Source organism: Agrobacterium deltaense RV3 (assembly GCF_900013505.1).
Classification (GTDB): Bacteria; Pseudomonadota; Alphaproteobacteria; order Rhizobiales; family Rhizobiaceae; genus Agrobacterium; species Agrobacterium leguminum.
On sequence record NZ_LT009745.1, the window covers coordinates 1,080,398 to 1,106,933 of the forward strand.

Here is a 26,536-nt window from a genome sequence, read left to right on the forward strand (position 1 = left end):
GGCCGGATTGGGTGCTTACGATGGCTGCGGCGCGGCGCGACAGACGAGATTGAGCAGGCCGTCATTGGACGTATCGGAATTTTCCTCTATCGGCCGTCCGTTCTCGCCATAACGCGCGGCGATCTCAAAGCCCGCCGCTTCCAGCTGGCGGGTCTGGGCGGCAAGGTCGATGAAATAAAACAGGCCGCTCCAGCGATGCGCCTGATCCGCGAGAATGGCATATTCCGGCGTCCGCCGTGTCGAAGGTTGCAGTCGCAGATAGTTGATCCAGCTTTGCGGATGCAGCGAATTCACCACCTCGCGCGGGTGCCAGGAGCGGCGGTGCAGCGGCATGCCGCCGGCCCGCTTCCATTGGCGATTGTGAAACGAAAAGATGAAATATCCGCCGGGCGCAAGAATGCTTCGCACGGCATGGATGATGGCAAGCCGGTCCTCATGGTCGAAGGCGCTTAGAATCGCGAGCGCGCCCAGCACGCAATCGAAACGCTCCGCACCGAACTGGCCGATCGCCCGCACATCCATATCGAGAAACGTGGCGGCTGGAAAATTGCGCCGCGCCAGCGCAAGCATAGGCTGCGAACGGTCGATGCCGATATAGTCTCCCACCAGCGGCAGAAGCGGCTTCGTCGTTCGGCCGGTGCCGACGCCGAGGTCAAGCAGCCGCTTGCCCGCATAGGCATGGCGGAACTGGTCGAGAATGATGCGTTCGGCCGGGTAAAGCTGCTGGTTGTCATACCATTCGGCAACTTCGGGATTATCGAAGAGACCGGCATTATATTCCGCGATGCCATTTTCACTGGTGCTCTGCATCGTGCCCCCCCGGCCGCCGGAGATGAAGGAGCGCCGCTGGCCCGCCCGGCAATATTTGATAGTTGTCTAATATTTACCGTCGGTCAACCTGCCGTTGCGAGGGGTTGGCCGGAAATGAGGGATTTTGCCGCTGTGCGGGCAGCCTCCTTCTGCCCATGCGCGAAAGCGCCGGTCTTGACCATGTGCATGTACGCATCCTATCTCCATCACGGGCGGTGACGGTGCGGCGATAAAGGATGAACGGATGCAACCCCATGTAAGCGGTACGAGCCTGCGCCGGCAGGTTTTTTTCTGGATCGGCGTGCTTGCCGTCTTTGTCCTTTTCCTGATGGTCTTCAGCTCCATTCTCCTGCCTTTCGTGGCGGGCATGGCGCTTGCCTATTTTCTCGATCCGGTTGCCGACTGGCTGGAACGGCGCGGCTTGAGCCGGTTGATGGCGACCGTCGTCATCCTCGTCTCCTTTGTGCTGATCTTTGCGCTGTCGCTCATCATCATCATCCCGCTGATCGCCGCCCAGGCCTCGGAATTCATCACGCGCATCCCGCAATATATCTCGTCATTGCAGCAGCTGATTGCCGGCGCCGACACCAATCTCCTGCCGGATTGGGTCAGCAGCCAGATCGACGCCGTGAAGGAGAATTTTTCAAAGCTCTTGACCGAAGGTGCCGGTTTCATCGGCACGTTGCTGACGCAGATATGGAATTCCGGCAAATCGCTGGTCGATGTCATGTCGCTGCTGGTCGTTACGCCCGTGGTCGCCTTCTATCTGCTGCTCGACTGGGACCGGATGATCGACAAGGTCGATAGCTGGATACCGCGCGACTATGTCCATACCGTCCGGCAGATCGCCCGCGACATGGACAAGACCATTGCCGGTTTCGTGCGCGGGCAGGGGTCGCTCTGCATCATTCTCGGCGTTTATTATGCCGTCGGCCTGTCACTGGTTGGCTTGAATTTCGGCCTGCTGATCGGCCTTTTTTCAGGCCTCATCAGTTTCATTCCCTATATCGGCTCCATGGTCGGCCTCATCCTCGCCGTCGGCGTCGCCATCGTGCAGTTCTGGCCGGATTACATCTATGTGTTTCTGACGCTCGTCGTGTTCTTTTCCGGCCAGTTCATCGAAGGCAACATCCTGCAGCCGAAGCTTGTCGGCAAAAGCGTAGGCCTGCATCCGGTCTGGCTGATGTTCGCCCTTTTCGCCTTCGGTGCACTTTTCGGTTTCGTCGGGCTTCTCGTCGCGGTGCCAGCTGCGGCGGCGGTCGGTGTGCTTGTCCGCTTCGCCTTGTCGCGGTATCTTGAAAGCGATCTTTACCATGGGCATGCCGCCAACCTTCCCTGGGACACAAACCCTGCCCTGGAAGAAGGGAAAACGTCCTCCGGCAAGGTTGACTCTCAGAGCTGACGATGACTGACCAAATCAAAACCGACAACGCCCGGTCGAAGGCCGAGCAGCTGCCGCTCGCATTCTCGCACCAGTCCGCTTCCGGCAGGGATGATCTCCTCGTCTCCGCCTCGCTTGCGGCTGCCGTCAGCCTCATCGATGAATGGCCGAACTGGCGCTCGCCCGTCGTCGTGCTGGCCGGGCCGCCGGGTTCGGGAAAATCGCATCTCGCCAATATCTGGAAAAATATCAGCGACGCGCGCGACATTCACCCCCAGACGGGCTCCGATGCCGCGCGTGCGGCCGAAACGGGACCGGTTCTTTTCGAGGACGCCGACCGGCGCGGTTTTAACGAAACGGAACTCTTCCACGTCATCAACAGCGTGCGCCAGCACGGCACCACGCTTTTGATGACGAGCCGGCAATGGCCGGCCGCATGGCCGGTGACGCTGCCCGATCTGCGCTCGCGCCTCAAAGCCGTAACGGTGGTGGAAACCGGCGAGCCGGACGAGGGGCTTTTGGCGCAGGTGCTGGTGAAACTCTTCGCCGACCGGCAGCTTTACATGGATGACAAACTCATAGGTTACATCGTCAATAGAATGGAACGTTCGCTCGATACGGCCCAGACGATCGTGGACCGTATCGACCGGCTGGCGCTTTCGCGTGGAACGAGAATTACACGTCCTCTGGTGGCGGAGGTCCTCAATGCGATGGACAACGCAGCGGCGGGCAGCGGACTGGATGTCGATTGACTGTCACAGTTCCGTCGTCAAACTGTTATACGGGCAAGAAGGACGATCGCGCGATGCAGCAGGATCACGGGACGGAAATCGGTCAGGGGATGGAACAAGGAATGGACGCTATCGCGCAGGAAGACTTCAACAAGGTTCAGCCGGTGACCGAAGGCGAAAGCCTGTGGGACAGCCCGGCGCGTTTCATCAACCGCGAATTCTCCTGGCTCCAGTTCAACCGCCGCGTTCTCGAAGAAACGCTGAACACGGATCACCCGCTGCTGGAGCGGCTGCGTTTTCTCTCCATCTCGGCCGCCAACCTCGATGAATTCTTCATGGTCCGCGTCGCCGGCCTCGAAGGGCAGGTGCGCCAGAAGATCACCGTCAAAACGCCGGACGGCAAGACGCCGGCCGAGCAGCTCGAAGATATTCTGAAGGAAATCGACAATCTGCAGATGGAGCAGCAGGCATCGCTTGCCGTTCTGCAACAATATCTCGCCAAGGAAGAAATCTTCATCGTGCGCCCCGCCGCACTTTCGGATGCGGACCGCATCTGGCTGGAAACGGAGTTCGAGGAACGTATGTTCCCCGTTCTGACGCCGCTCTCCATCGACCCGGCGCACCCGTTCCCCTTCATTCCCAATCTCGGCTTTTCCATGGGCCTGCAGCTCGATAGCGTCAACGGCCGCGAGCCGATGACGGCGCTCTTGCGCCTGCCGCCCGCGCTCGACCGTTTCGTGCGCCTGCCTGACGAAAAGAACGCCATCCGATACATCACCCTTGAAGATGTGGTCGGCCTTTTCATCCACCGGCTCTATCCCGGTTACACCGTGCGCGGTTCCGGTACGTTCCGCATCATCCGCGACAGCGATATCGAGGTTGAGGAAGAGGCGGAAGATCTGGTCCGTTTCTTCGAGAGCGCGCTGAAGCGCCGCCGCCGGGGTTCCGTTATCCGCATCGAGACTGACAGCGAAATGCCGCAGTCGCTGCGCCAGTTCGTCGTGCATGAGCTTGGCGTGCCTGATAATCGTGTTGCCGTTCTGCCCGGCCTTCTCGCGCTCAACACCATCTCGGAAATCGTCCGCGCGCCGCGCGACGACCTGAAATTCGAACCATACAACGCCCGTTTCCCCGAGCGCGTGCGCGAACATGCCGGCGATTGCCTCGCCGCCATCCGCGAAAAAGACATGGTGGTTCACCACCCCTATGAAAGCTTCGACGTGGTGGTGCAGTTCCTGCTGCAGGCCGCGCGCGATCCCGAAGTGCTCGCCATCAAGCAGACGCTTTACCGCACCTCCAATGACAGCCCGATCGTTCGCGCGCTGATCGATGCGGCCGAAGCCGGTAAATCCGTCACCGCGCTGGTCGAGCTTAAGGCGCGTTTCGACGAAGAGGCGAATATCCGCTGGGCGCGCGATCTGGAGCGCGCCGGCGTGCAGGTCGTCTTCGGCTTCATCGAACTCAAGACCCACGCCAAGATGTCGATGGTTGTGCGCCGCGAGGATGGCAAGCTCAGAACCTATTGCCATCTCGGCACCGGCAACTATCACCCGATTACTGCCAAGATTTATACAGACCTGTCCTTCTTCACCTGCAACCCGAAGATCGCCCATGACATGGCTAATATCTTCAACTTCATCACGGGCTACGGCGAACCGGAAGAGGGCATGAAGCTGGCCGTTTCGCCCTATACGCTGCGCGCCCGCATCGTGAAGCACATCAACGAAGAGATCGAACATGCCAAGCGTGGCGCGCCGGCGGCGATCTGGATGAAGATGAATTCGCTGGTCGATCCTGAAATCATCGATACGCTCTATCGCGCCAGCGCGGCGGGCGTGGAGGTCGATCTCGTCGTGCGCGGCATCTGCTGCCTGCGCCCGCAGGTGCCCGGTCTGTCGGATAATATCCGCGTTAAATCCATCGTCGGCCGCTTCCTCGAACACAGCCGCATCTTCTGCTTTGGCAATGGTTTCGGCCTGCCGTCGGACAAGGCGCTGGTCTATATCGGCTCGGCCGACATGATGCCGCGCAACCTTGATCGGCGCGTGGAAACGCTGGTTCCGCTCACCAATCCCACCGTGCATGAGCAGGTTCTTTCACAGATTATGCTTGGCAATCTCATTGACAACCAGCAGAGCTACGAGATACTTGCGGACGGAACGTCGAGGCGCATCGAGGTGCGTAAAGGCGAAGAACCGTTCAACGCGCAGCACTATTTCATGACCAATCCCAGCCTTTCCGGACGTGGTGAAGCCTTGAAATCCAGTGCGCCCAAATTGATTGCCGGGTTGATTTCGTCCCGCAAGAAACAGGCTGAATGACTCGATCAGAAGCACAGGGGCGGCTGACCGGCCTTGCCCCCGTTTCCGTCATAGATATTGGTTCGAACTCCGTTCGTCTCGTCGTATATGAAGGTCTTTCCCGCGCGCCTGCGGTGCTGTTCAATGAAAAGGTCCTGTGTGGCCTCGGCAAGGGACTGGCGCTGACGGGCCGTATGCATGAGGAAGGCGTCAGCCGGGCGCTGATGGCGCTTCGGCGTTTCCATGTCCTTTCCGAGCAGGCGCAGGCGCAGAAGCTCTATGTGCTGGCGACGGCTGCGGCGCGTGAGGCGGAAAACGGCCCGGATTTCATCCGCGAGGCAGAAGCCATTCTCGGCTGCGAGATCGAGGTACTGTCAGGCGAAAAGGAAGCGCTTTATTCCGCCTATGGCGTGATCAGCGGTTTCCATGATCCAGACGGCATCGCCGGCGATTTGGGCGGCGGTTCGCTCGAGCTCATCGACATCAAGGGCAAGAGCTGCGGCGAGGGCATCACCCTGCCGCTCGGCGGCCTGCGGCTGTCGGAGCAGTCGGACGGCTCGCTGGAAAAAGCGGCGACGATTGCCAGAAAACACGTCAAATCCTTCGCCAAGCTTCTGGCGGCGGGTGAGGGGCGCACCTTTTACGCGGTGGGCGGCACCTGGCGAAACATCGCCAAGCTGCATATGGAGATATCGGGCTATCCGCTGCATATGATGCAGGGCTATGAATTGCCGCTGGAGGAGATGTTGAATTTTCTCGAGGAGGTCATCGTCTCCCGGGATAGCAAGGACCCGGCCTGGCAGGCGGTCTCCAAGAACCGCCGCTCGCTTCTGCCCTTCGGCGCCATCGCCATGCGCGAAGTTCTGAAAATGATGAAGCCGGCCAGGATCGCCTTCTCGGCGCAGGGCGTGCGCGAAGGTTATCTCTATTCGCTGTTGACGGAAGAAGAGCGGAATTCCGATCCGCTGCTGGTTGCCGCCGATGAACTTGCCATTCTGCGCGCCCGCTCGCCGGAACATGCGCGCGAACTGGCGGACTGGAGCGGCCGCACCTTCCCGGTCTTCGGCGTTGATGAGACCGAAGAGGAGAGCCGTTACCGGCAGGCGGCCTGCCTTCTCGCCGATATCAGCTGGCGCGCCCATCCCGATTATCGCGGATTGCAGGCGCTCAACATCATCGCCCATTCCTCCTTCGTGGCGATCACCCATCCCGGCCGCGCCTATATTGCACTCGCCAATTATTATCGCTTCGAAGGTCTGAACGACAACGGCACCACACAGCCGCTCGCCGTCATGGCGGGTGACCGGTTGCAGGAGCTCGGTAAATTGCTCGGCGGCCTGCTGCGCGTCGTCTATCTCTTCTCGGCCTCGATGCCGGGCGTCGTCGACCACCTCAAATTCCGCAAATCCAGCAATCCCGATCTCGATCTGGAATTCGTCGTGCCGCACGATTATTGCGATTTCGCCGGCGAGCGGCTGGACGGGCGTTTGCAGCAACTGGCGAAGCTGACGGGCAAGCGGCTGGCATTCGTGTTCGAATAACGAACGGCGCGTTTCTGTTTCGCGACAGGACGGTTCTTGCGTCCGCTAGGACCAGCGCTCGCAAAAGGCTTCTATGTCGCTCGACTGAAAGTCGGAAAGCCGCGCCATGATCGTTTCGAATGGCCAATCCCACCATGCGATTGATGCAAGCTTTTCCGCGATGGGCCGCGAAAATCGTTCGCGAATGATTTTTGCGGGAACGCCGCCGACGATGGTGTAGGGCGGCACGTCTCTGGTGACGACCGCGCCGGCGGCGAGCACTGCCCCGTCTCCAACCGTGACACCCGGCAAGACGATAACGCCGTGACCGATCCAGACATCGTGACCGATGACGGCGCAGTCCTCCCTGCGCCGGTCGAAAAAGGCGTCATCGCGCACGGCATCCGCAGAATAATATTCAGGGCAATAGCTGAAACGGTGCATGGATGGCCGGTCCATCGGATGGTTCGGAGCGCCTATCCTGACCTCTGCGGCGATGGCGCAGAATTTTCCGATCGTTGCATCGCCCACCATGCAACGGGGGCCAAGATAGGAGTAATTGCCGAGCTCGGCATTGTGCAGGGAGGTGTCAGCCAGAATTTCGCAGCATTCGCCGATGCTTGAATCTCTTATGCTCGCCGTCGCATGGACGACGGTCTCCGCAATTTTCGGGCGCTTGATCTGTGCGGTCGAATCCATTCCAGCCTCCGGATTTGCGCCTGCTTAAACGGCGATGATGAAGGTGCTGTGACGTGAAATGGCGATAGGGGTCCGGCCGGGCTGGGCATCCTCTCTAAAACGCAGATCGCGCGCGATGCCGCGTGACGCGAAATCCTGTCTTCACTCGGAATGTATCACTTGCCGGGGACATCCGCCGCGGCAGGCGTTTTCTTCCAGTAGTGGTCGGATATGTTTTGCGCATTCCGAATGATGTGGCCGGCGATTTCGGGGTCTCCGCCCTCGAAGGTTTTCGGGTCCGCCCCGCATAACATCAGGAAGAGCTGCTGATGGGCGACAGCGGTAAAATAGTCGTGGGGCGGCGGCTGCATGTCTGAATCGACGGCCCGGAATGCATCAGCGACCTCTTTGCTGGCACGTTCGAGCGCTGCGTGAATGGTGGCCATCATCACTGCCCCCGTGCGCTCCAATATGGCCTGTACCTGCCGTTCCGCCGGTGTCAGGACCGGGCAACTTTCACTCATCGAATATCTCTCCTGCCGGTGCAACCATTCCACCTGGCGATATTATCGCAAGGAATGTGTCCGCTTTGCGGGAAAGATTGACATCGTGGTCTCGGAGCGTGACACCCTGGCTGGCCACCGTGCCGCGATGCGCTTTTGCTAACGGCTCAGCCGTGCCCGAGCGCCTTGCGGATGCAGGCGCTGAGATAGGCATATTGCAGCGGCGTTATCGTCGCCATGGCTTCCGTGCGGCTGGCAAGCCTGTCCTGATAGCCGACCGGAATATCGAACTGGCTGAAGGTGAAATCCCAGCGGGTGCCTTCGACGATATTGTAAAAATGGTCGGCACCGCTGACAGCGGTTTTGGCAAGCTCTCCGCCGAAAATATCCTGTACCACCAGCGCGGTGACGCTGCCTTGGCCCTTGGCGGGGTTTTCGCGCGACCAGAGGCCGCTCGTCTCGCCCGACCAGCTTTTCTTCAGGGCGTAATAAAGTCTTTCTGCGTGGTCCTGCATGAAACGTCTTCTTTTCCGCAAGCATGTTTCGGTCAAAGCATTTCCAGCGAAAGTGCGCTCGGTTTTGCGTCCGGAAATGCATAAAAACAGAGAGTTAGAGCAATGGAGGTGAACCGGTGCTCACCGAAATTGCTCTAGCTCTGGAAAATCGGAACGGAGCGCCATGCAGACATTTGTGTCTGCCGGGCGCTCCGTCTGGATCATTCGCAGCCGTCAAAGCAAGTGACAGCAGCCTTCGTCTTATTTCGCCTCAAGCAGGTCCTTGACCTCCAACAGGACGAATTCGTTGTCGTCAGCCTTGTCCAGCGCACGGCCGGCCGAGAAGGGCAGGTTGTTGTCGTTGCCGACGACGATATGGGTGGCATCGACGCGGTCGACATTCTCGATGGTGACGAAAGGCATGTCGTAATAACCGTTGCCGCCGCCCTGACGTTTCTTGTTGTCAGGATCGGAGATCTTCAGAAGATCGATATAGCCGATCTTGCGGGCGGCCTTGCCGACATTGGCGTCATTGAACTCGATCTTGTAGATGCGCTTGACCTTGGAAGGCACGGCAAAGCAGTTTGCTTCCGGCTTCTTCGGATCGGCGCAGGCCTTGTCGGACGTGCCGGCGCCGTTGTCGCGCTCAATGACGAGCGCGGTGGTGTCATCCAGCATGTTGAAGTCGCCGATTGCCTCGCCGCCTTCCGCCAGCGGATAAAGCCAGCTGCGGCCGGTCCACGCCTTCTTGGCGGTGTCGAGTTCGATGATGCGCAGCGCGGTCGCGCCGTCATCGGTTTTTTCCACCTGGCCGTCGGCCATGTAGAGCGGGCCTTCCAGCAGGCCATAGAGCTTCGAGCCGTCCTTGGAGAGCGCCATGCCCTCATAACCGCCGGAGCGCTTCAGGTTGAAAGCCGGCATTTTCTGCGTGGGGTTGCCGGGCAGGGCAAGAGCCGGATGGTCGGGAGATTTTACCTCGATGTCGCCGGCCTTGGTCGAGATCACATCGGTCAGCTTGCCGTCGCGGGTGAATTTCAGAATGTAGGGGCCGAATTCCTCGCCGACCCAGAAACCGTCAGCGACCGGCTGAATGGATTCGACGTCGAAATCCGCACCCGTCAGGTAACGCTTGCTCGAGCCTTCCAGAACGATGGGGAAGGGCGCCTTCATGTCGGGATCGGAGAGGAACACGGTTTCAAGCGCGTTGACCTTGCCCGCGTCCCAGTCGAACTTCAGATGGTGAAGCATCAGCATGGCGTCGCTGGAATTGAGCTTGGAACCGAAACCGTTGTCGGAAAGGCTCCAGAAGCTGCCGTCCGGCATCGCCCGGATGCCGGAAAAGCCCTGCATCGGCTGGCCGTTGAACGGCATGGAAAGGCCGGTCAGGCGCAGGCCGTCCTTGCCGGGCACGGTGCCGAGGCCCTCGGCGCGCTTGCGGTCGGCCGTGGTGAATTTGGCGGAGGTCTTGAGGTGCTCCGGCGCATCGGCAGGTGCGGCGATCATGGTGTTGGCAGGCAGAATGGCGTGCGAAACGAGCTTTGCCGGAAACTCCTTTTCCGCCGCATGTGCCGCGCCGGCGAGCGCGAGAACCGCGAAAGGTGCAAAAACAATGTGCTTCATGATGGAGACCCCTCTCAATACATGTTGAAGACAGGATTGACGCGATAGGGTCGTCGCATGACAGGCAGGTGATTGCCGTTTGAAGCTTTGATGAATTTTGATGACGGCCATCGTCGGCAGATGGGCCGCACGGCTTTTTTCCGTCGATTGCCCTTATGCGGCGGGCGTCTGATATTGGCTGAGCGTGCAGACGCCCAGCGTCTGGCCACGGCCTTTGACGGCATGTTCGCCCAGATATTCGCTGCGCACGCCCTTCGGAAGCACCAGCTGATGGGCAAGATCAGCGGAAATCAGCACCGGGTGGCCGAGCATCTTGCTCAGCGATTCGAGCCGCGAGGTTGTGTTCACCGTATCGCCGAAATAGGTAATCTTGTGATGATCGACACCGATTTCCGCGGTGATGACCGGCCCGCCATGAATGGCGAAGCGCAGGCGCGGCACCTCGCCGAAGCGGGCGAGCCACATGTCGCGGGTGTTTTCAATGGTCGCCTGAATATCGAAGACGCAGCGCACGCAGGCCGCCCGCCGGATCGCCATGTGATAGGGCCAGGTGATAATGGCGGCGTCGCCGATATAGTCGTCGATGACGCCGCCGTGTTTTCTGACCGGTGCGGCATAACTTGCAAAGATTTCGCCGAGAAATTCCTGGGCCTTCAGGTCGCCATGGGTTTCGGCGAAGGAGGTGGAGCCGACGAGATCGATAAAGATGAAGACGCGGTCTTCGCTGACCGGCCGGCGGTAACGCCCCAGGATGAGGTCGATGAAGATATCGCGGCCGAGAAGCTCGCGCACCCGCATGATGAAGACGATGATGCCGCAGACAATGAGGGTAAAGATCAGCGTCTGCACCTCGGCATGGACGGCGCGTTTCCAGGTGCCGGGAAATATCCCGCTCAACCACAGGATCGTGCCGCCAAGCCCGAAGCCGCAAAAGACGAGGATGGCATAGATGACGAGGCCGACGGCGATATAGGCCGGCGTCGGCAGGGCGCTCACCTGCCGCGACAGGCCGGGCATGATATAACCACGCTCGAAGGCGAGGATGGGTGCGCAGGCAAACAGCGCATAGGTAGCGCCAATCAATGCACCGCCGCCATATTCCAGAAAGGCGTAGGCCACGCCGCTGCCGGCCACGGCAACGAAGAGCACCACGTAATCCAGAATGGGCAGCAATTTTCTCATGTCGGTTCTTGGGTCTCGGGAAGGGGAGGCTTTGGTCTTGGGAAAGAAGGGCAGGCCGCTCCCTTCGGTCGAAGCTTCTGTTCAGGTCATATGCGACATTAATGTGGAAAAAGCGCCGCAAAAAGTGAGCAATCGGTAAGGTTGCATGAAGGATTGGTGAGGCTGTTGCGCTGTTGCAGCAAAATCGGCGTTGCCGCCGTTCTACGCCTGATAGGATGTTCGGTAATAGACGGTTTCAAGCGGGGATTGCGGCCGGTCATTTGGCGAGCGGTTCGACCATTTGACGGGGAAGGCGGAAAAACGCAGCCGGTTGCCGTCGATCCAGGCCCGGTCGAACCGAGTTTCTCCCTTGCGGGCGAAGATGATGGCGGCGCAGGTGCGGCCATCAACGTCGAAGGGAGTGTTCTCCCTCCAGCCGCTCAAGCCGCAGCCCATGCCTTTCGGGTCGCGATTATAGCGGCCGACGACGTGGCCGTTGGCGTGGAAAGCGGCGGGCCGTTACGGCTCGCCTGCCGCAACCTCCACCGCCTCGACCTTCTTGCCAGCGAAACGCAGCGCCACTTCGCCATTGATGAGCTTCAGGGCCACATCGCCGAAGAGTTCCCGCCGCCAGCCGGTCAGCGCCGCCACGGTTGCCTTTTCGCCCTCGGCGGCGATCTTGTCCAGATCGTCGCTATTGGCGATGACCTTGGCGGCGACGCCATGCTTGTCCGCCGTCAGCTTCAGCAGAACTTTCAGAAGTTCCACGGCAGCACCGGAGCCTTCCGGTGCGTGGCTGTGACGCGGCGCCTTCGGCATTTCCTCTTTCGGCAGCGCCAGCGCCGCATTCACCGTTTCGACGATGGCGGTGCCGGAGGCGGAGCGCTCCCAGCCCTTGGGGATGGTGCGAAGCCGCGACAGCGCCTCGGCGTCCTTCGGCTGCTGCTGGGCGATTTCGAAGATCGCATCGTCCTTCAGCACGCGTGAGCGCGGAACGTTGCGGGAGCGCGCCTCACGCTCGCGCCAGGCGGCGATGAATTTGAGGATCGCAAGTTCCGTCGGTTTGCGCAGGCGCGATTTCAGCCGCAGCCAGGCATCGTCGGGATGCATGTCATAGGTGTCGCGAGACTCGAGAATGTCCATCTCTTCGGTCAGCCACAGCGAGCGGCCTTCGCGCTCGAGCTGGGCTTTCAGCGAGAGATAGACATCCCGCAGATGGGTCACGTCGGCCAGCGCGTAATCCAGCTGCTTTTCGGTCAGCGGACGGCGGCTCCAGTCGGTGAAACGCGAGGATTTGTCGATCTGGACGTTTTTGATCTTCTGCACCAGCTGGTCGTAGGAGATCGAATCGCCGAAACCGCAGACCATGGCGGCAACCTGCGTGTCGAAGATCGGGTGCGGAATAAGCCCGCCGAGATGGTAGATGATCTCGATATCCTGTCGCGCCGCATGGAAAACCTTCACGACAGCAGGATTGGCCATCAGTTCGAAAAGAGGGGTCAGGTCGAGACCCTTCGCCAGCGGATCGACCAGCACTTCGAGCGTCGGGCTTGCCATCTGCACCAGGCAGAGTTCCGGCCAGAAGGTCGTTTCCCGCAGAAATTCGGTGTCGATGGTGATGAATTCCGATTTCGCCAGTTCCGTGCAGGCTTCGGCGAGGGCGGCAGTCGTTTCAATCATTGTTATTGGCCAATCGTGAAAATTATCCGTCTTACTTTCCCTTTGCCGGGCGCATGTCAATACAAAGCCCGCTTTTGAAGGCTCAAGGATCGTTTTTCTCGGGCGGATGGGGCTCCGCTTCATCCTTTTTGGGTGGCGGAGCCGCGGCGAGCTTCTGGAAATAGGCTGAGGTGCGCAAAAGCGAGCTGAACCGCCAGTTCCGCTCCTCCACGGGCACACCTTCGCGCACCTGGAGCCGGTAGATGGTATAGGCGATGAAAACGATCTGGATCGCTGCCGTATAGCTGAACAGCGCCTTCGGGCCGAACTGGTCGATCAGCACGGAGGCGAGCAGCGGCCCGACGGTTGCGCCCACCGACCAGAAGAACAGCAGTCCGGCCGACATCATCGCATGTTCGCCTTCCCTGGCATGATCGTTGCCATGGGCGGAACTCAGCGAATAGAGCGGCAGGGCGAAGGCGCCGAAGATGAAGACGCCGATGATGTTGCTCCACTCATCGGTTCCGGCGAAGAAGGCGAGAAACAGGCCGACGACGACCGAGCCCGCCGTGGTGGCGAGAATGATGATGCGCCGGTCATAACGGTCGGAATAGACGCCGAGCGGATATTGCAGCACCACGCCGCCAATGATGCCGGCGCTCATGAAGGTGGCGATGGCGGTGACGGAAAGGCCGATCTGTTCGGCATAGATCGGGCCGATATTGCGAAACGCCGCCATGCTGAGACCAACGGCCACGCAGCCGACCACGGCAAGCGGCGAGATGCGCCACACCGCGAAGAGATTGAAGGCTATCTGTTTCGGCGGCGCAGGGTTGGATTTGTCGGCAAGCGAGATCGGCACCAGCGACAGCGTCAGCGCCATGGCGATCAGCGAAAACACCACGGGTCCGTCGATGCCGGCGACGGGAATGATATATTGTGCGAGCGTGACGGAGCCGAGATCGACGAAACGATAGATGGAGAGCGTGCGCGCCCGATTGGAATTGGTGACCTGCGCGTTGATCCAGCTTTCGATGGCCGCGAAAAGACAGGCGACGGCAATGCCGGTGACGAAGCGCATCAGCATCCAGAACAGGGGATGGATAAGGAGCGGCATGGCGATCGCTGCGGCGGATGCGACGGCCGCCATGGTGGCGAAGGTGCGGATATGGCCGATCTTGCGCAGAAGCCGTGTCACCGAAATGCAGCCAAGCGCGAAACCGAAGCTGTAGGCGGCGCTGATGAGGCCGATGGTGCTGGCGGAAAACCCTTCGGAGAGACCACGCAGTGCTATATAGGTTCCCTGCAGGCCGTTGCCGCCGATCAGGATGCCGGCGGTGACGAGAAGCGGGATAAGAGGTCTGATCTGGCTCATTGCGGGCCGACTCGGTTTGGCGGGCTGGATTAGTCCTATCTAAAGCGAAGGCAGGGGAAAGGACAGGCTGAAGGCGACATTGTTGTGCTTTGCCTTGACAAATCAGGCTGGCCATGCGCTTTTCCGGCAAATTTCGACAGTGCCGCCCATCTGGCCTCGATCAGGCCCACGACACGTTCCAGGATAAAAAAATGCATCGTTACCGCAGCCACACCTGTGCCGCTCTCCGCAAGTCCGACGTCGGCGAAACCGTTCGCCTTTCCGGTTGGGTTCATCGCGTGCGAGATCATGGCGGCGTTCTCTTCATCGACCTTCGCGACCATTACGGCATCACCCAGGTGGTGGCCGATCCGGACAGCCCGGCCTTCAAGGTTGCCGAGACGGTTCGCGGCGAATGGGTCATCCGCATCGATGGCCTCGTCAAGGCGCGTTCGGAAGACACCGTCAACAAGGGCATGGCGACCGGCGAGATCGAGCTTTACGCTCAGGAAATCGAGGTTCTTGGCGTCGCCAAGGAACTGCCGCTGCCGGTCTTCGGTGAGCCTGATTATCCTGAAGACGTTCGCCTGAAGTACCGCTTCCTCGACCTGCGCCGCGAAACGCTGCACAAGAACATCGTCAAGCGCACGCAGATCATCTCCGCCATGCGCACCGGCATGGCCGATGCCGGCTTTGCCGAATATACGACGCCGATCCTCACCGCTTCCTCGCCGGAAGGCGCGCGCGACTTCCTCGTGCCGTCGCGTATCCATGAAGGCAAGTTCTTCGCGCTGCCGCAGGCGCCGCAGCAGTACAAGCAGCTTCTGATGGTGGCCGGTTTCGACCGTTATTTCCAGATCGCGCCGTGCTTCCGCGATGAAGACCCGCGCGCCGACCGCCTGCCGGGCGAATTCTACCAGCTCGACGTCGAAATGAGCTTCGTGACCCAGGAAGATGTCTGGACCACGATGGAGCCGATGATGACGGCCGTGTTCGAGAAATTCGCCGAAGGCAAGCCAGTTACCAAACAGTGGCCGCGCATTCCCTATGACGAGGCGATCCGCAAATATGGTTCCGACAAGCCGGACCTGCGCAACCCGATCGTCATGGAAGCCGTGACCGAACATTTCGACGGTTCGGGCTTCAAGGTCTTCGCTAACATGATCGCTTCCAACCCCAAGGTTCAGGTCTGGGCCATCCCGGCCAAGACCGGTGGTTCGCGCGCTTTCTGCGACCGCATGAACGCATGGGCACAGTCTCAGGGCCAGCCCGGCCTCGGCTACATCTTCTGGAAGGAAGAGGACGGCAAGGTCGGAGGTTCCGGCCCGCTCGCCAAGAACATCGGCGAGGAACGCACCGAGGCGCTGCGCCAGCAGCTCGGCCTTGAGGCGGGCGATGCCTGCTTCTTCGTCGCCGGCGATCCCGCCAAGTTCTACAAATTCGCTGGCGAGGCGCGCACCCGCGCTGCCGACGAACTGAACCTGATCGACCGCGACCGTTTCGAAATGTGCTGGATCGTCGATTTCCCCTTCTTCGAATATAACGAAGAAGAAAAGAAGATCGACTTCGCCCACAACCCCTTCTCCATGCCGCAGGGCGGTCTGGAAGCGCTGGAAGGGCAGGATCCGCTCTCCATCAAGGCGTTCCAGTATGACGCGGTCTGCAACGGCTTCGAAATCGCCTCCGGCTCGATCCGTAACCAGTCGCCCGAGCTGATGGTCAAGGCCTTCGAAAAGGTTGGCCTGTCGCAGACCGACGTTGAAGAGCGCTTCGGCGGTCTCTATCGCGCCTTCCAGTACGGCGCGCCTCCGCATGGCGGCTGCGCATTCGGTATCGACCGCGTGGTCATGCTGCTGGTTGGCGCGAAGAACCTGCGCGAAATCACGCTGTTCCCGATGAACCAGCAGGCGCAGGACTTGCTGATGAACGCGCCGTCGCCGGCAACGCCGACCCAGCTTCGTGAGCTGGCGCTGCGCGTCGTTCCGTCCAAGAAGGACTGATATGGTGCAGACGCTGCTCGACCGGGTTCGCGCAGCCTTCACCCGTGCATTGGCGGCCGCTCTTGCGGCCGCTTTTGCGTTCTGGGTCGCGCATCGGTGGCTGGGCCACCCGCAACCCGTCTTTGCCGCAATCAGCGCGCTTATCTGCCTTGCTCCGGGAATTCCAAGCCATGTTCGTCAGGGCCTAGGCCTGATGGTTGGTGTCACCATCGGCATTCTCGTAGGAGAGATTGCGCTCCTTGTCCCGCATGACTTCGCTGAAATCCGGCTGGCGTCGGCGACCTTCATCGCCATGATCCTTGCGTCCATGTTCGGCCTGCCGCCGGTCGTGCCGATACAGGCAGGCGCTTCAGCCATGCTGGTGCTCTTGATGGGGCCGCAGGCTGCCGGTTTTGTCCGTTTTGTCGATGTGATCGTGGGCGTGGCGACCGGTGTGGCCGTAGCGCTCGTCTTCTTTCGCGAGCGGCTGAAGCTCTAGCGGTCTTGCGCAAAGCGGCATGAGGCATACGATCGCAGACATCGAAAGCGGGCGCGCAACTTGCGGCCCGCTTTTTTGCTGTTTATAGGTGAATTACTCACCACGGACCCGGTGAAATTCCGGGTGGCTCTTCTGGCCGCCGATCCGCCAGACAACGCAAAGCACCGACATTTCATTTCAATCTACCGGACATGGCTCCGGCCGGTGCGTCATTCTTTGCGAAAAAATCAGATGAACAGATTTCAGACTTACAGACGTGAGTGGTTTTCCAATATTCGCGGCGATCTCCTTTCCGGCATCGTCGTGGCACTCGCACTCATTCCCGAAGCCATCGGCTTTTCCGTCATCGCCGGGGTCGATCCGAAGGTGGGATTGTTCGCCTCCTTTGCGATTGCCTGCGTTTCCGCCTTCACCGGCGGCAGACCGGGCATGATCTCGGCGGCAACCGCCGCCACGGCCGTCCTGATGGTTACGCTCGTCAAGGAACACGGGCTGCAATATCTCTTCGCCGCCACCATCCTCATGGGCGTGCTGCAAATTCTGGCGGGCCTTCTAAAACTCGGCCGGGTGATGCGCTTCGTCTCGCGTTCGGTCATGACCGGCTTCGTCAATGCGCTGGCGATCCTGATCTTCACGGCGCAATTGCCGGAACTGATCGGCGTCCCGGTCGAAACCTATGTCATGATCGCGGCCGGCCTTGCGATCATCTATCTTTTCCCGCTGTTCACGAAGATCGTGCCGTCGCCGCTGGTCGCCATCATCGCTCTCACCTGTGTCGCCGTCTTCTCCGGCATGGATATCCGCACGGTCGGCGATCTCGGTGAGTTGCCCTCGACGCTGCCGATATTCGCGCTGCCGCAGGTACCACTGACCTTCGAGACGTTACAGATCATCTTTCCCTATTCCGTCGCACTCGCCGCCGTCGGTCTGCTGGAATCGCTGCTGACAGCGCAGATCGTCGACGACATGACGGATACGGGCAGCAACAAGAGCCGGGAATGCATCGGGCAGGGGACGAGCAACATCGCCTCCGCCCTCATCGGCGGCATGGGCGGCTGCGCCATGATCGGCCAGTCCGTCATCAATGTCAGTTCGGGCGGTCGGGGCCGCTTGTCCACTTTCGTCGCGGGCGCGTTCCTGCTCTTCCTCATACTGGTGCTGGATGATCTCGTGCGCATCATTCCCATGGCCGCGCTGGTGTCGGTGATGATCATGGTCTCCATCGGCACATTCTCGTGGCGATCCATCCTCGATCTGCGCCGCAACCCGCCATCCTCCAGCATCGTCATGCTGGTCACGGTCGGCACGGTGCTTGCGACCCACGATCTTGCAAAGGGCGTGTTGGCCGGCGTCCTTCTCTCCGGCGTGTTTTTCGCAGGCAAGGTTTCAAAGCTTTTCCATGTCCGGCCGGAGCTTTCAGCCGATGGCCGGGAGCGGATTTATCGTGTCGACGGCCAGATTTTCTTCGCCTCGACGGAAAGCTTCATTGCCGCCTTCGATTTCGCCGAGGAGGTTGAGGCGGTGACGATCGATGTCACGCAGGCGCATCTGTGGGATATTTCCGCAGTCGGCGCTCTGGACAAGGTGGTGCTGAAATTCCGCAAGGCCGGCAGGCGGGTCGAGGTGATCGGTGTCAACGAGGCGAGCGCCCACATGATCGACCGCTTCGCCCTGCACGATAAACAGGATGGCGCTGCCGCGCCGCTGCACTGAGCGCAAAAGAAAAGCCCCGGCATGACCGGGGCTTTTTTAGTTTTATTCGTTTGCCGTCACCGTGACGCCGAGCATTTTCGGCAGAGTGTTCGGCGCGCCCATCGCAGCGCCCATGATCATCGGGAACGGAACCGGCTTTTCCGGCTCTGCCGTGATCGAGAAGTTCTTCGGATTGTCGACATAGGCGTTGACGGCCGCCGACACCATGTTCTGCAATTCCGGCACGTTGAGCGAGGCCATCATGATCGGGGCCATGCCCTTGATGGTCTGGGCAAGCTGATCGCCCGTCATGCCCTGCTGGCTCGCCGCATAGTCGATGGCGCGCTTGGTGATGCTGGCGTCTTCGAAGCTGATTTCAGCGTTGATGAAGGAGAGCTGCTGCATCAGGCCGAGCATGGCAAGGCTTGCCGCCTGGTCCGCCTGTTCCTTGTTCGGATTGGCGGCCTGCGCCTTCACCGTCTCCTGCATCGACTTGATGAAGGCGAGCGTGTAGCCGGAGAAACCGAACGACATATTCAGGCGGCCGACATCATCGAGGTCGATGGCATATTCTTCAACATCGATAGTACCGGAGGCCACTTCCCAGCTACCGCTCATGGTCATGTCGCCGGAGAGCGCCTGCAGCTTCAGCTTTTCGATCGCGTCCTTGGTCGCAGGATCGGTCACTTCGCTGAGATCGGCCTTGAAACCGGAAGCGTCGAGTTCAAAGCCGATAGAGTTCTTGTCATCGCTGACCGACATCGTCGCGCTGGTTTCCTCAAGCGAGAAAGCCGGCTTGCCGTCGATGGAAACGGAAACCGGACCGCTATGTGCTTCGTCGTAGAACATCAGCGCATCGACGGTGCCAGTGGTGGAGTCTGCGGGAATGACGAGACCGGACATGTAAATGTCGCTTGCCTTGATCTCCACGTTTTCCTGTTTGTAGTCGATGTTGTCGAAGCGGGCGTTCTTGATCTTGTAGCCGCCGTTGTTTTCCTCGACGCCTTCGAGCGTCACATTGCCGACCGGGATCTTCTTGGCCGGATCTGCGGCCGCGTTGAAGGTCACGTCGTTCAGGGTCACCGTCGAGCCGTTGACGGCGACGGAACCGGCGGCGATCTCACCGCCCTGCGCGGCATAGGCCGCATTGATCTTCTTCAGCACATCCCCGCCATCCAGCGCGAAAGCCGGCGCCGAAAGCGTAAGAAGCGCGGCACTCGCGAAAAGAACCTGCCGGGTGGATTTCAGTCTCATGATGTTTCTTCCCTCAACGTACGGCTGTGCACCGTGTTCGAATTCGAATGCTGATACTTATATTCGCGATTATTCAAAGGTCTATAGGATTTAGATCGATTCCCATGACGGCGGCATTGCGGCATTTGCAACGCGGTTAACAAAAAACAGCATGAAAGGGTTGCGTTCATCCACAGGCGCGACCCCCGAATTTCTTGCCGGGAATCGGCATTTCCGCTAGTCAAGCACCATGGGAAAAAATCTTGTACCTCCGTCCGGCGGAGACGATAACATTCATCCGGTCGATTTGAAGGCGGCGCTTGAAGAGCGCTACCTCGCTTATGCCTTGTCCACGATCATGCATCGTGCGCTGCCGGATGTGCGCGACGGCCTGAAGCCGGTTCACCGCCGCATCATTCACGCCATGAGCGAAATGGGCATTCGCCCCAACTCGGCCTTCAAGAAATGCGCCCGTATCGTCGGTGACGTGATCGGTAAATTCCACCCGCATGGCGACCAGTCTGTCTATGACGCGCTGGTGCGTCTCGCACAGGATTTCTCCCAGCGTTATCCCATCGTCGACGGGCAGGGCAATTTCGGCAATATCGATGGCGACGGCGCCGCCGCCTATCGTTACACCGAAGCGCGCATGACCGAGGTTGCGGCGCTGCTGCTTGAAGGCATCGGCGAGGATGCGGTGGATTTCCGCGCCACCTATAACGAGGAAGACGAGGAACCGGTCGTCCTGCCGGGCGCTTTCCCCAATCTGCTCGCCAACGGCGCCTCCGGCATCGCAGTGGGCATGGCGACGTCGATCCCGCCACATAACGCCCATGAGATTTGCGACGCGGCGCTTTACCTCATCAAGCATCCCGATGCGACGGTTGAAAAGCTGGTGGAATTCATTCCCGGCCCCGACCTGCCGACGGGCGGCGTGATCGTTGAGAGCCGCGAGAATATTCTCGATGCCTATAAGACCGGCCGCGGCGGTTTCCGTGTGCGCGCCAAGTGGGAAACGGAAGATCTCGGCCGTGGCGGTTACCAGATCGTCATCACCGAAATTCCCTTCCAGGTTCAGAAATCGCGCCTGATAGAGAAGATCGCCGAGCTGCTGATTGCCCGCAAGCTGCCGCTTCTCGAGGATATTCGCGACGAATCGGCCGAAGACGTGCGCATCGTGCTGGTGCCGAAGAGCCGTACCGTCGATGCGACGCTGCTGATGGAATCGCTGTTCCGCCTGTCGGACCTCGAAAGCCGCCTGCCGCTCAACATGAACGTGCTGTCGCTCGGCAAGGTGCCGAAGGTGATGGCGCTGAACGAGGTGCTGAGCGAGTGGCTGGCGCACCGCAAGGATGTGCTGGTCCGCCGTTCCCGCCATCGTCTGGCCGCCATCGACCGCAGGCTGGAAATCCTGGGCGGCCTGCTTGTGGCCTACCTCAATCTCGATGAGGTCATCCGCATCATCCGCGAGGAGGATGAGCCGAAACAGGTGATGATGGCCAAGTGGTCGCTCACCGACAATCAGGCCGAAGCCATCCTCAACATGCGGCTGCGCAACCTGCGCAAACTTGAGGAATTCGAAATCCGCAAGGAATTCGATGACCTCAGCAACGAGAAGGCTGAAATCGAGGGGCTGCTCGCCTCCGATGACAAGCAATGGCAGACCGTCGCCTGGGAAATCGGCGAGGTCAAAAAGAAATATGCCAAGGCAACCGAGATCGGCCGCCGCCGCACGCAATTCGCGGATGCGCCGGATGCCGATATCGAGGCCATCCAGCAGGCGATGATCGAGAAAGAACCGGTCACTATCGTCATCTCGCAGAAGGGCTGGATCCGGGCGCTTAAGGGGCACATGTCCGATACCTCGTCGCTGACCTTCAAGGAAGGCGACGGACCGAAACTCGCTTTCCCGGCGCAGACGACCGACAAGCTGCTACTGCTGACGACGGGCGGCAAGGCCTATACGCTTGGCGCCGACAAGCTGCCGGGCGGTCGCGGCCATGGCGAGCCGATCCGCATCATGGTCGACATGGAGAACGATCAGGACATCCTGACCGCCTTCGTGCACGACCCATCGCGCAAGCTGCTGCTCGTCTCCACGGCCGGCAACGGTTTCATCGTGGCCGAGAGCGAAATGGTCGCGAATACCCGCAAGGGCAAGCAGATCATGAATGTCTCGATGCCGGATGAAGCCAAGCTCGCCGTGCCGGTCACGGGCGACCATGTCGCCGTCGTCGGCGAAAACCGCAAGCTGCTCGCCTTCCCGCTGGCGCAGGTGCCGGAAATGTCGCGCGGCAAGGGCGTGCGCCTGCAACGCTACAAGGATGGCGGCGTCGTCGACGTGAAATGTTTCGCGCTTGCCGAGGGCTTGTCATGGTCCGACACGGCCGGGCGTCTCTTCAACAAGGTGGGCGAAGAACTGCGCGAATGGCTGGCCGACCGCGCAACGGCGGGCCGCACTGTGCCGAAGGGCTTTCCGCGCAGCGGGAAATTTGGCGGCTGATATCTGAACGTCCCGGGGCTGTCCCGGGACGTTTTCAATCTCATGTGTTTGGCAATCAAACCACCGAGTGCTTATGACTTCGCGAGCGCTTTTAAAGCAACGTGGTACTTGCGCATCACTTGCCGTGCATGTTCCAGCTGACGATCAAAGTCAGCTGTTGCTTCTTCGTTCGGGCTCTCAGCAGTTCGCAATTCAAGTACGTTGCCGTCAGTTCTTGAACTGAGAACGTCGCCAATCTTCCAGCCAAGCTGTTCAAGCATATCCTTTGGGATTACAACGCCTGCCTCTTCACCGAACTCGCAAATGGTTGCTTTCATCTGAAATACTCCAAGTTTGATTGGAATTTAGCATGCGATTTTGACGGTTAGACCATCCCGTTACTTTTCTTCCGGCGTGTAAACCTCCCACCCGCGCGGCGTCAGATGCTCCTGCGGATGGTAGCGGGTCTTGTAGCCCATCTTTTCCGAACCATCGACCCAGTAGCCGAGATAGACATGCGGCAGGCCGAGTGCGCGGGTGCGGGTGATGTGATCGATGATCATGAAGGTGCCGAGCGAGCGTTTTTCCAGATCGGGATTGAAGAAGGAATAGACCATCGACAGGCCGTCGCTCATCACGTCGCTCAGCGCCACGGCCAGCAATTCGCCGCGCTTGCTGGAATCGATGCCGGAGCCGGGTTCGCGCACACGGTATTCGATGATGCGGGTGTTCACATGCGTGTCTTCCACCATGATCGCATAGTCCAGCGCCGACATGTCGGACATGCCGCCCGACTGGTGGCGGTGGTCGAGATAGCGACGAAACAGGGCGAATTGTTCGGTGGAAGGCTCGGCGGCGTGAACGGTGGCCACGACATCCCTGTTGGCGGCAAGAACACGCCGCATGGATTTTGTCGGCTTGAACTGTTCGGTCAGGATGCGCACGGAGACGCAGGCGCGGCAGTTTTCGCAGGCCGGGCGATAGGCGATGTTCTGCGAGCGCCTGAAACCGCCCTGGGTCAGAAGATCGTTCATTTCCGAAGCGCGCGGGCCGACCAGATGGGTGAAGACCTTCCGCTCCATCTGGTTCGGCAGATAGGGGCAGGTGGCCGGCGCCGTAAGATAGAATTGGGGAGAGGGCGTCGCCTGCGTGTTCATCGAACCGTGATCGCCTCCTGCGTCTGTTATGAAAGCGCGCCGCGATTTCACGGGGTTGGCGGCGGCGCTTCAAGCGACATGCATAATGTCACAGAATGGCAAAATGCCGGAAAACGTCAACTGCGAGATGCGGCATTTGCGGGGTTTGAAAGCCACGTTTGCGTGGCTTTCCGCAATATCAGCGCGTTCTGACGATGACGGTGCCGAGCAGGAAGTCGTGAACGAGGCGCGAACGCTCGGTAAACAGGCCTGCAAGCAGGATCAGCGGCGTCAAAACCGAGTTGATGACCCAGAAAAGCACGATGTGAACGGTCGACAGCAGGAAATCGATTCGCCGCCCGTCCATCCGCGCCATAGCGATCCCCACCGCCCGCATGCCGAGGGTCGCCTGCGAGGGGCCGCCAAGCGTCATGCCGAAATAAAGCACCGCAACGATGACGAACAGCGCCGGATAAAGGAAGAAGCCGAGACCCAGCGTGATAATGCCGAGGAAGAAGACAATCACGGCAGCCGGGATACACAAGAGGAGAACGATCGCGTAATCGATTAGAAACGCAAAGACCCGCCGGCTCAGGACGCCGCTATAGGCGCGCCAGTCATCCGGTGCGGCATAGGTGGGGTTCTGGTCGAGGCTCATCGGTCGTTTTCTCCTGAGAGGGCATGACAGCGCGGCATGAGTGCCGTGTCAGCAGACAATATGGGAAACAAACGACCGAATACAATAAGTGGATGCCTCAGCCCTTCGCCAGTTTGCGTGCGGCTTCGATGGCGAAATAGGTGAGAATGCCATCACAGCCCGCACGCTTGAAACAGAGAAGCGTTTCCATCATCACCCGCTCGCCGTCGATCCAGCCATTCATGGCCGCAGCCTTGATCTGGGTATATTCGCCGGAGACCTGATAGGCGAATGTCGGCAGGCCGAAATTCTCCTTCAGCCGCCAGCAGATGTCGAGATAGGGCAGGCCGGGCTTGACCATCAGCATATCGGCGCCTTCCTCCACGTCGAGCGCCGCGTCGCGGATTGCCTCCATGCCGTTGGCAGGGCTGATGTAATAGCTGTTCTTGTCACCCTTCAGCAGTCCGGCCGTGGAGATGGCCTCGCGATAGGGACCGTAGTATCCGGAAGAGAATTTCGTCGCATAGGACATGATGCCGACATTCTGGTGCCCTGCGGCATCGAGACCCCGACGGATGGCGCCGATACGGCCATCCATCATTTCCGATGGAGAAATAATGTCCGATCCCGCTTCCGCCTGAAGGATCGCCGCCTTGACGACCTGTTCCACCGTCTCGTCATTGACGATCTCGTCGCCGCGCAGAATGCCGTCATGGCCGTGGCTGGTGAAGGGATCGAGCGCAACATCGGTAATCATGCCGATATTGGGAACGGCTTTTTTGACCGCGATAGTCGCCTGATTGATAAGATTGTTCGCCTCGAGAGCGTTGGAACCGGTCTCGTTGCGCAGCTCCATTTCGATGTTCGGAAAGGTCGCAATTGCCGGAATGCCGAGATCGGCGGCCTCTTTTGCGGCTTCGACCAGTTTGTCGACGCTCATGCGGTTGACGCCCGGCATCGCCGGAATGGGTTCGACAATATTGCTGCCCGGCACGATGAAGATCGGCCAGATGAGATCATCGACGGTGAGGCGGCTTTCCTGCACCAGACGGCGCGTCCAATCCGCCTTGCGATTGCGCCGCATGCGACGATGGCCGGTGATCTCGTCGACCAGATGCGTTTTGTCCTGCATGTAAGAATGTCCTTCGATCAAATTTGGAAAGCTGCATAGCATGAAGCTTGGCCCATGCGAATGCGACAATCTTCCCTCATCGGCGTCCTGCGATGACGATGATGCTTTGACAAGGCAGGCGGCGGGATTCAATATGGGCTGGTCGCCCGTTCGTCGAGACCGTATCTTCCGGCCATGGAACCTGATTCTCAACCTCTGCCGAAACGCCCGCTTACGGAAATCCTCTTTCTGGTCTTCATGAGGCTGGTCGCGGTTTCCTGTTTCTGGTTCGGCCTGCAATATTGGGCGATGCTGACCGGCTATTCGCTCGGGGGCCATGGGCGGTTCGATATGCTGAACCTGCCCTGGCGCGTGGCCGGCAGCGCGCTGGCCGTTATTTTCCCTGTCGCAGCACTCGGCCTCTGGCTCGGGGCCTCCTGGGGCGCTGTCATGTGGGTCATGGGCGCGGGTGCGCAGATCGCCATGTATAAGGTGTGGCCGCATATCTTCGGCGCCAACACGCTGGTGCCCGTCATGCACGGCCTTGTGGCAACCATTTATATACTATTCCTGGTCGCTTTCTGGCTGGATCAGCGCCAGAATGAAGAACGCGCAAGAATTGATTTACCATAAGAATAAAGCAATTCGGCCTGATTTTTGGCCGCATTTCATGGCTAAGTCATTGATTTATAATAGATGACCTTCAACCATTCCCGCTTCGCCACAAGTTGGGCCCTCCGGGGAAAATGCAGGTAACCATTTGTTAATCGTAGCTTTTAAGTAGAATTTTATGCGCATTGATTAGGTTCTCACTCAAGGCGGGAGACAAACAAACACACCGCCAAACAAAACAGTGAGGCAGTCATGATCAATAGCAAAGTTAAGCCCCAGGCCGTTGTTGCCGATGCACATGAAGATACCATCCGCTCGCTCTACATGGAGTCGCTGCATCTGGTGGAACGTCTCCACCGCCGCCTCCTCGATGTCATCAAGGATGAGTTTGACCGTCAGGGTCGTGATGACGTCAACGCCGTTCAGGCCCTGCTGCTGTTCAACATCGGCAATTCCGAACTGACGGCCGGCGAGCTTCGTTCCCGCGGTTACTACCTCGGCTCGAACGTCTCCTACAACGTCAAGAAGCTGGTCGATCTCGGCCTCATCAACCACCAGCGCTCGCGTGTCGACCGCCGCTCGGTCCGCATCAGCCTGACGGAAAAGGGCCAGGAAATCGCCGAAACGGTTGCCCGCCTTTATGAACGCCACGTCGGCTCGATCGAAAAGGTCGGCGGCATCGGCACCGGCGAGTTCTCCGAAATGAACAAGCTGCTGCAGCGCCTCGATCGCTTCTGGAACGACTCGATCGCTTACCGCCTGTAATATCGCGACGGTTTCACTGTTTAAGCCGGGGGCATGTTTTTGCTCCCGGCTTGCGGATTCCGCGTTGTGCCTTTCTGCGTGTCAAGCCCAGCCCCTCTTCGAGCCTTCGCCCTGTTTCTCAGGCGAACAAAGCTTCGTGAGGTGAGGACCGTGACACGAATCGGCCATATTGATATGGG

The 26,536-nt window shown here is 59.7% G+C and carries 23 protein-coding genes, 1 pseudogene and 1 other annotated feature; of the genes and pseudogenes, 10 read left to right on the forward strand and 14 right to left on the reverse strand.

The features are described from left to right. Positions 1-15 precede the first annotated feature (15 nt). Entirely contained in the window at positions 16-810 is a 795-nt protein-coding gene (locus tag AGR7B_RS05510) for a class I SAM-dependent DNA methyltransferase (RefSeq protein ID WP_020811533.1), read from the reverse strand. Between the two features lie 244 nt (positions 811-1,054). On the opposite strand from AGR7B_RS05510, the gene AGR7B_RS05515 reads away from it, so the two are divergent. Genes AGR7B_RS05515 through ppx form a run of 4 tightly spaced genes read left to right on the forward strand, consistent with a single transcriptional unit; the run spans position 1,055 to position 6,763 of the window. Then, complete coding sequence (locus AGR7B_RS05515) at positions 1,055-2,212, forward strand: AI-2E family transporter (RefSeq protein ID WP_065654058.1); 1,158 nt, start codon at positions 1,055-1,057, stop codon at positions 2,210-2,212. Positions 2,213-2,214: 2 nt separating this feature from the next. Then, positions 2,215-2,943, forward strand: a complete 729-nt coding sequence (gene hdaA / locus AGR7B_RS05520) for a DnaA regulatory inactivator HdaA (protein ID WP_065654057.1) — start codon at positions 2,215-2,217, stop codon at positions 2,941-2,943. Continuing rightward, positions 2,940-5,243, forward strand: a complete 2,304-nt coding sequence (locus AGR7B_RS05525; protein WP_374996929.1) for an RNA degradosome polyphosphate kinase — start codon at positions 2,940-2,942, stop codon at positions 5,241-5,243. Before hdaA ends, AGR7B_RS05525 begins: the two co-directional genes overlap by 4 nt. Then, complete coding sequence (gene ppx / locus AGR7B_RS05530; RefSeq protein ID WP_080856208.1) at positions 5,240-6,763, forward strand: exopolyphosphatase; 1,524 nt, start codon at positions 5,240-5,242, stop codon at positions 6,761-6,763. The genes AGR7B_RS05525 and ppx overlap by 4 nt, the downstream gene beginning before the upstream one ends. 45 nt (positions 6,764-6,808) lie before the next feature. Here the strand turns inward: ppx and AGR7B_RS05535 are convergent, their stop codons facing one another. The 8 genes and pseudogenes from AGR7B_RS05535 to AGR7B_RS05570 form a co-directional block, all read right to left on the reverse strand. Then, the gene (locus AGR7B_RS05535; RefSeq protein WP_080856209.1) at positions 6,809-7,441 is read right to left on the reverse strand and encodes a DapH/DapD/GlmU-related protein; all 633 of its coding nucleotides are present in this window, start codon (positions 7,439-7,441) and stop codon (positions 6,809-6,811) included. Positions 7,442-7,596: 155 nt separating this feature from the next. After that, a complete protein-coding gene (locus AGR7B_RS05540) occupies positions 7,597-7,944 on the reverse strand; it encodes a hypothetical protein (protein ID WP_078054072.1) in 348 nt (115 codons plus the stop codon). Between the two features lie 146 nt (positions 7,945-8,090). Further along, positions 8,091-8,438, reverse strand: coding sequence for a YunG family protein (locus tag AGR7B_RS05545; protein WP_065654053.1), 348 nt, complete (start codon positions 8,436-8,438; stop codon positions 8,091-8,093). A gap of 240 nt (positions 8,439-8,678) precedes the next feature. Further along, positions 8,679-10,037, reverse strand: coding sequence for an esterase-like activity of phytase family protein (locus AGR7B_RS05550; protein ID WP_080856210.1), 1,359 nt, complete (start codon positions 10,035-10,037; stop codon positions 8,679-8,681). 153 nt (positions 10,038-10,190) lie between these two features. Continuing rightward, the gene (locus AGR7B_RS05555) at positions 10,191-11,219 is read right to left on the reverse strand and encodes an adenylate/guanylate cyclase domain-containing protein (protein ID WP_080856211.1); all 1,029 of its coding nucleotides are present in this window, start codon (positions 11,217-11,219) and stop codon (positions 10,191-10,193) included. Positions 11,220-11,420: 201 nt separating this feature from the next. Continuing rightward, positions 11,421-11,687, reverse strand: a pseudogene (locus AGR7B_RS05560) (hypothetical protein); the annotation flags it as partial. Between the two features lie 30 nt (positions 11,688-11,717). Continuing rightward, positions 11,718-12,878: a ribonuclease D gene (gene rnd / locus AGR7B_RS05565; protein ID WP_065654050.1), complete on the reverse strand. Its 1,161-nt coding sequence runs from the start codon at positions 12,876-12,878 to the stop codon at positions 11,718-11,720. A gap of 82 nt (positions 12,879-12,960) precedes the next feature. Continuing rightward, positions 12,961-14,232 (reverse strand): MFS transporter, encoded by a 1,272-nt coding sequence (locus tag AGR7B_RS05570; RefSeq protein ID WP_080856212.1) that lies wholly within the window; start codon positions 14,230-14,232, stop codon positions 12,961-12,963. A 191-nt stretch (positions 14,233-14,423) separates the two neighbouring features. Between AGR7B_RS05570 and aspS the strand changes: the two genes are divergently transcribed. The 3 genes from aspS to AGR7B_RS05585 all read left to right on the forward strand — a co-directional run bounded on the left by aspS (position 14,424) and on the right by AGR7B_RS05585 (position 18,402). Then, positions 14,424-16,211 (forward strand): aspartate--tRNA ligase, encoded by a 1,788-nt coding sequence (gene aspS, locus AGR7B_RS05575; protein WP_080856213.1) that lies wholly within the window; start codon positions 14,424-14,426, stop codon positions 16,209-16,211. A gap of 1 nt (position 16,212) precedes the next feature. Further along, positions 16,213-16,689, forward strand: a complete 477-nt coding sequence (locus tag AGR7B_RS05580) for an FUSC family protein (protein ID WP_080856214.1) — start codon at positions 16,213-16,215, stop codon at positions 16,687-16,689. 101 nt (positions 16,690-16,790) lie between these two features. After that, positions 16,791-16,846: a sequence feature (sul1 is cis-regulatory element that is thought to sense ions involved in sulfur or methionine metabolism; They are found in Alphaproteobacteria), on the forward strand. Between the two features lie 74 nt (positions 16,847-16,920). Then, the gene (locus AGR7B_RS05585) at positions 16,921-18,402 is read left to right on the forward strand and encodes a SulP family inorganic anion transporter (RefSeq protein WP_080856215.1); all 1,482 of its coding nucleotides are present in this window, start codon (positions 16,921-16,923) and stop codon (positions 18,400-18,402) included. A 42-nt stretch (positions 18,403-18,444) separates the two neighbouring features. Here AGR7B_RS05585 and AGR7B_RS05590 read toward each other — a convergent pair whose 3' ends face one another. Further along, positions 18,445-19,635, reverse strand: a complete 1,191-nt coding sequence (locus AGR7B_RS05590; protein WP_080856216.1) for an aq_1923 C-terminal domain — start codon at positions 19,633-19,635, stop codon at positions 18,445-18,447. Between the two features lie 229 nt (positions 19,636-19,864). Between AGR7B_RS05590 and parC the strand changes: the two genes are divergently transcribed. Next, positions 19,865-22,117, forward strand: coding sequence for a DNA topoisomerase IV subunit A (parC, locus tag AGR7B_RS05595; RefSeq protein ID WP_065654046.1), 2,253 nt, complete (start codon positions 19,865-19,867; stop codon positions 22,115-22,117). A gap of 71 nt (positions 22,118-22,188) precedes the next feature. On the opposite strand, the gene AGR7B_RS05600 is transcribed toward parC, so the two are convergent. The 4 genes from AGR7B_RS05600 to hemB all read right to left on the reverse strand — a co-directional run bounded on the left by AGR7B_RS05600 (position 22,189) and on the right by hemB (position 25,001). After that, the gene (locus AGR7B_RS05600) at positions 22,189-22,434 is read right to left on the reverse strand and encodes an AbrB/MazE/SpoVT family DNA-binding domain-containing protein (RefSeq protein WP_080856217.1); all 246 of its coding nucleotides are present in this window, start codon (positions 22,432-22,434) and stop codon (positions 22,189-22,191) included. Between the two features lie 60 nt (positions 22,435-22,494). Beyond that, positions 22,495-23,253 carry an arginyltransferase gene (locus tag AGR7B_RS05605; protein ID WP_065654044.1) on the reverse strand — a complete coding sequence of 253 codons (759 nt, stop codon included), beginning with the start codon at positions 23,251-23,253 and terminating at the stop codon, positions 22,495-22,497. A gap of 178 nt (positions 23,254-23,431) precedes the next feature. Beyond that, a complete protein-coding gene (locus AGR7B_RS05615) occupies positions 23,432-23,890 on the reverse strand; it encodes an RDD family protein (RefSeq protein ID WP_080856218.1) in 459 nt (152 codons plus the stop codon). 97 nt (positions 23,891-23,987) lie between these two features. Continuing rightward, positions 23,988-25,001: a porphobilinogen synthase gene (gene hemB, locus AGR7B_RS05620; protein ID WP_080857002.1), complete on the reverse strand. Its 1,014-nt coding sequence runs from the start codon at positions 24,999-25,001 to the stop codon at positions 23,988-23,990. 174 nt (positions 25,002-25,175) lie between these two features. Between hemB and AGR7B_RS05625 the strand changes: the two genes are divergently transcribed. Both AGR7B_RS05625 and ldtR read left to right on the forward strand, forming a co-directional pair. Continuing rightward, on the forward strand, positions 25,176-25,613 hold the full coding sequence (locus AGR7B_RS05625; RefSeq protein ID WP_003496683.1) for a DUF6163 family protein: 438 nt from the start codon (positions 25,176-25,178) through the stop codon (positions 25,611-25,613). Positions 25,614-25,847: 234 nt separating this feature from the next. Then, on the forward strand, positions 25,848-26,357 hold the full coding sequence (ldtR, locus tag AGR7B_RS05630) for a transcriptional regulator LdtR (protein WP_026363448.1): 510 nt from the start codon (positions 25,848-25,850) through the stop codon (positions 26,355-26,357). Positions 26,358-26,536: the final 179 nt, after the last annotated feature.

Coding starts and splice junctions, on each gene's coding strand:
- rnd (WP_065654050.1), bottom strand. CDS start 12,878: ATGATTGAAACGACTGCCGCCCTCGCCGAAGCCTGCACGGAACTGGCG.
- aspS (WP_080856213.1), top strand. CDS start 14,424: ATGCATCGTTACCGCAGCCACACCTGTGCCGCTCTCCGCAAGTCCGAC.
- AGR7B_RS05510 (WP_020811533.1), bottom strand. CDS start 810: ATGCAGAGCACCAGTGAAAATGGCATCGCGGAATATAATGCCGGTCTC.
- AGR7B_RS05600 (WP_080856217.1), bottom strand. CDS start 22,434: ATGAAAGCAACCATTTGCGAGTTCGGTGAAGAGGCAGGCGTTGTAATC.
- AGR7B_RS05545 (WP_065654053.1), bottom strand. CDS start 8,438: ATGCAGGACCACGCAGAAAGACTTTATTACGCCCTGAAGAAAAGCTGG.
- AGR7B_RS05580 (WP_080856214.1), top strand. CDS start 16,213: ATGGTGCAGACGCTGCTCGACCGGGTTCGCGCAGCCTTCACCCGTGCA.
- ppx (WP_080856208.1), top strand. CDS start 5,240: ATGACTCGATCAGAAGCACAGGGGCGGCTGACCGGCCTTGCCCCCGTT.
- AGR7B_RS05535 (WP_080856209.1), bottom strand. CDS start 7,441: ATGGATTCGACCGCACAGATCAAGCGCCCGAAAATTGCGGAGACCGTC.
- AGR7B_RS05585 (WP_080856215.1), top strand. CDS start 16,921: ATGAACAGATTTCAGACTTACAGACGTGAGTGGTTTTCCAATATTCGC.
- AGR7B_RS05590 (WP_080856216.1), bottom strand. CDS start 19,635: ATGAGACTGAAATCCACCCGGCAGGTTCTTTTCGCGAGTGCCGCGCTT.
- AGR7B_RS05570 (WP_080856212.1), bottom strand. CDS start 14,232: ATGAGCCAGATCAGACCTCTTATCCCGCTTCTCGTCACCGCCGGCATC.
- AGR7B_RS05605 (WP_065654044.1), bottom strand. CDS start 23,253: ATGAACACGCAGGCGACGCCCTCTCCCCAATTCTATCTTACGGCGCCG.
- AGR7B_RS05540 (WP_078054072.1), bottom strand. CDS start 7,944: ATGAGTGAAAGTTGCCCGGTCCTGACACCGGCGGAACGGCAGGTACAG.
- AGR7B_RS05515 (WP_065654058.1), top strand. CDS start 1,055: ATGCAACCCCATGTAAGCGGTACGAGCCTGCGCCGGCAGGTTTTTTTC.
- AGR7B_RS05550 (WP_080856210.1), bottom strand. CDS start 10,037: ATGAAGCACATTGTTTTTGCACCTTTCGCGGTTCTCGCGCTCGCCGGC.
- AGR7B_RS05555 (WP_080856211.1), bottom strand. CDS start 11,219: ATGAGAAAATTGCTGCCCATTCTGGATTACGTGGTGCTCTTCGTTGCC.
- hdaA (WP_065654057.1), top strand. CDS start 2,215: ATGACTGACCAAATCAAAACCGACAACGCCCGGTCGAAGGCCGAGCAG.
- AGR7B_RS05625 (WP_003496683.1), top strand. CDS start 25,176: ATGGAACCTGATTCTCAACCTCTGCCGAAACGCCCGCTTACGGAAATC.
- AGR7B_RS05615 (WP_080856218.1), bottom strand. CDS start 23,890: ATGAGCCTCGACCAGAACCCCACCTATGCCGCACCGGATGACTGGCGC.
- parC (WP_065654046.1), top strand. CDS start 19,865: ATGGGAAAAAATCTTGTACCTCCGTCCGGCGGAGACGATAACATTCAT.
- hemB (WP_080857002.1), bottom strand. CDS start 25,001: ATGCAGGACAAAACGCATCTGGTCGACGAGATCACCGGCCATCGTCGC.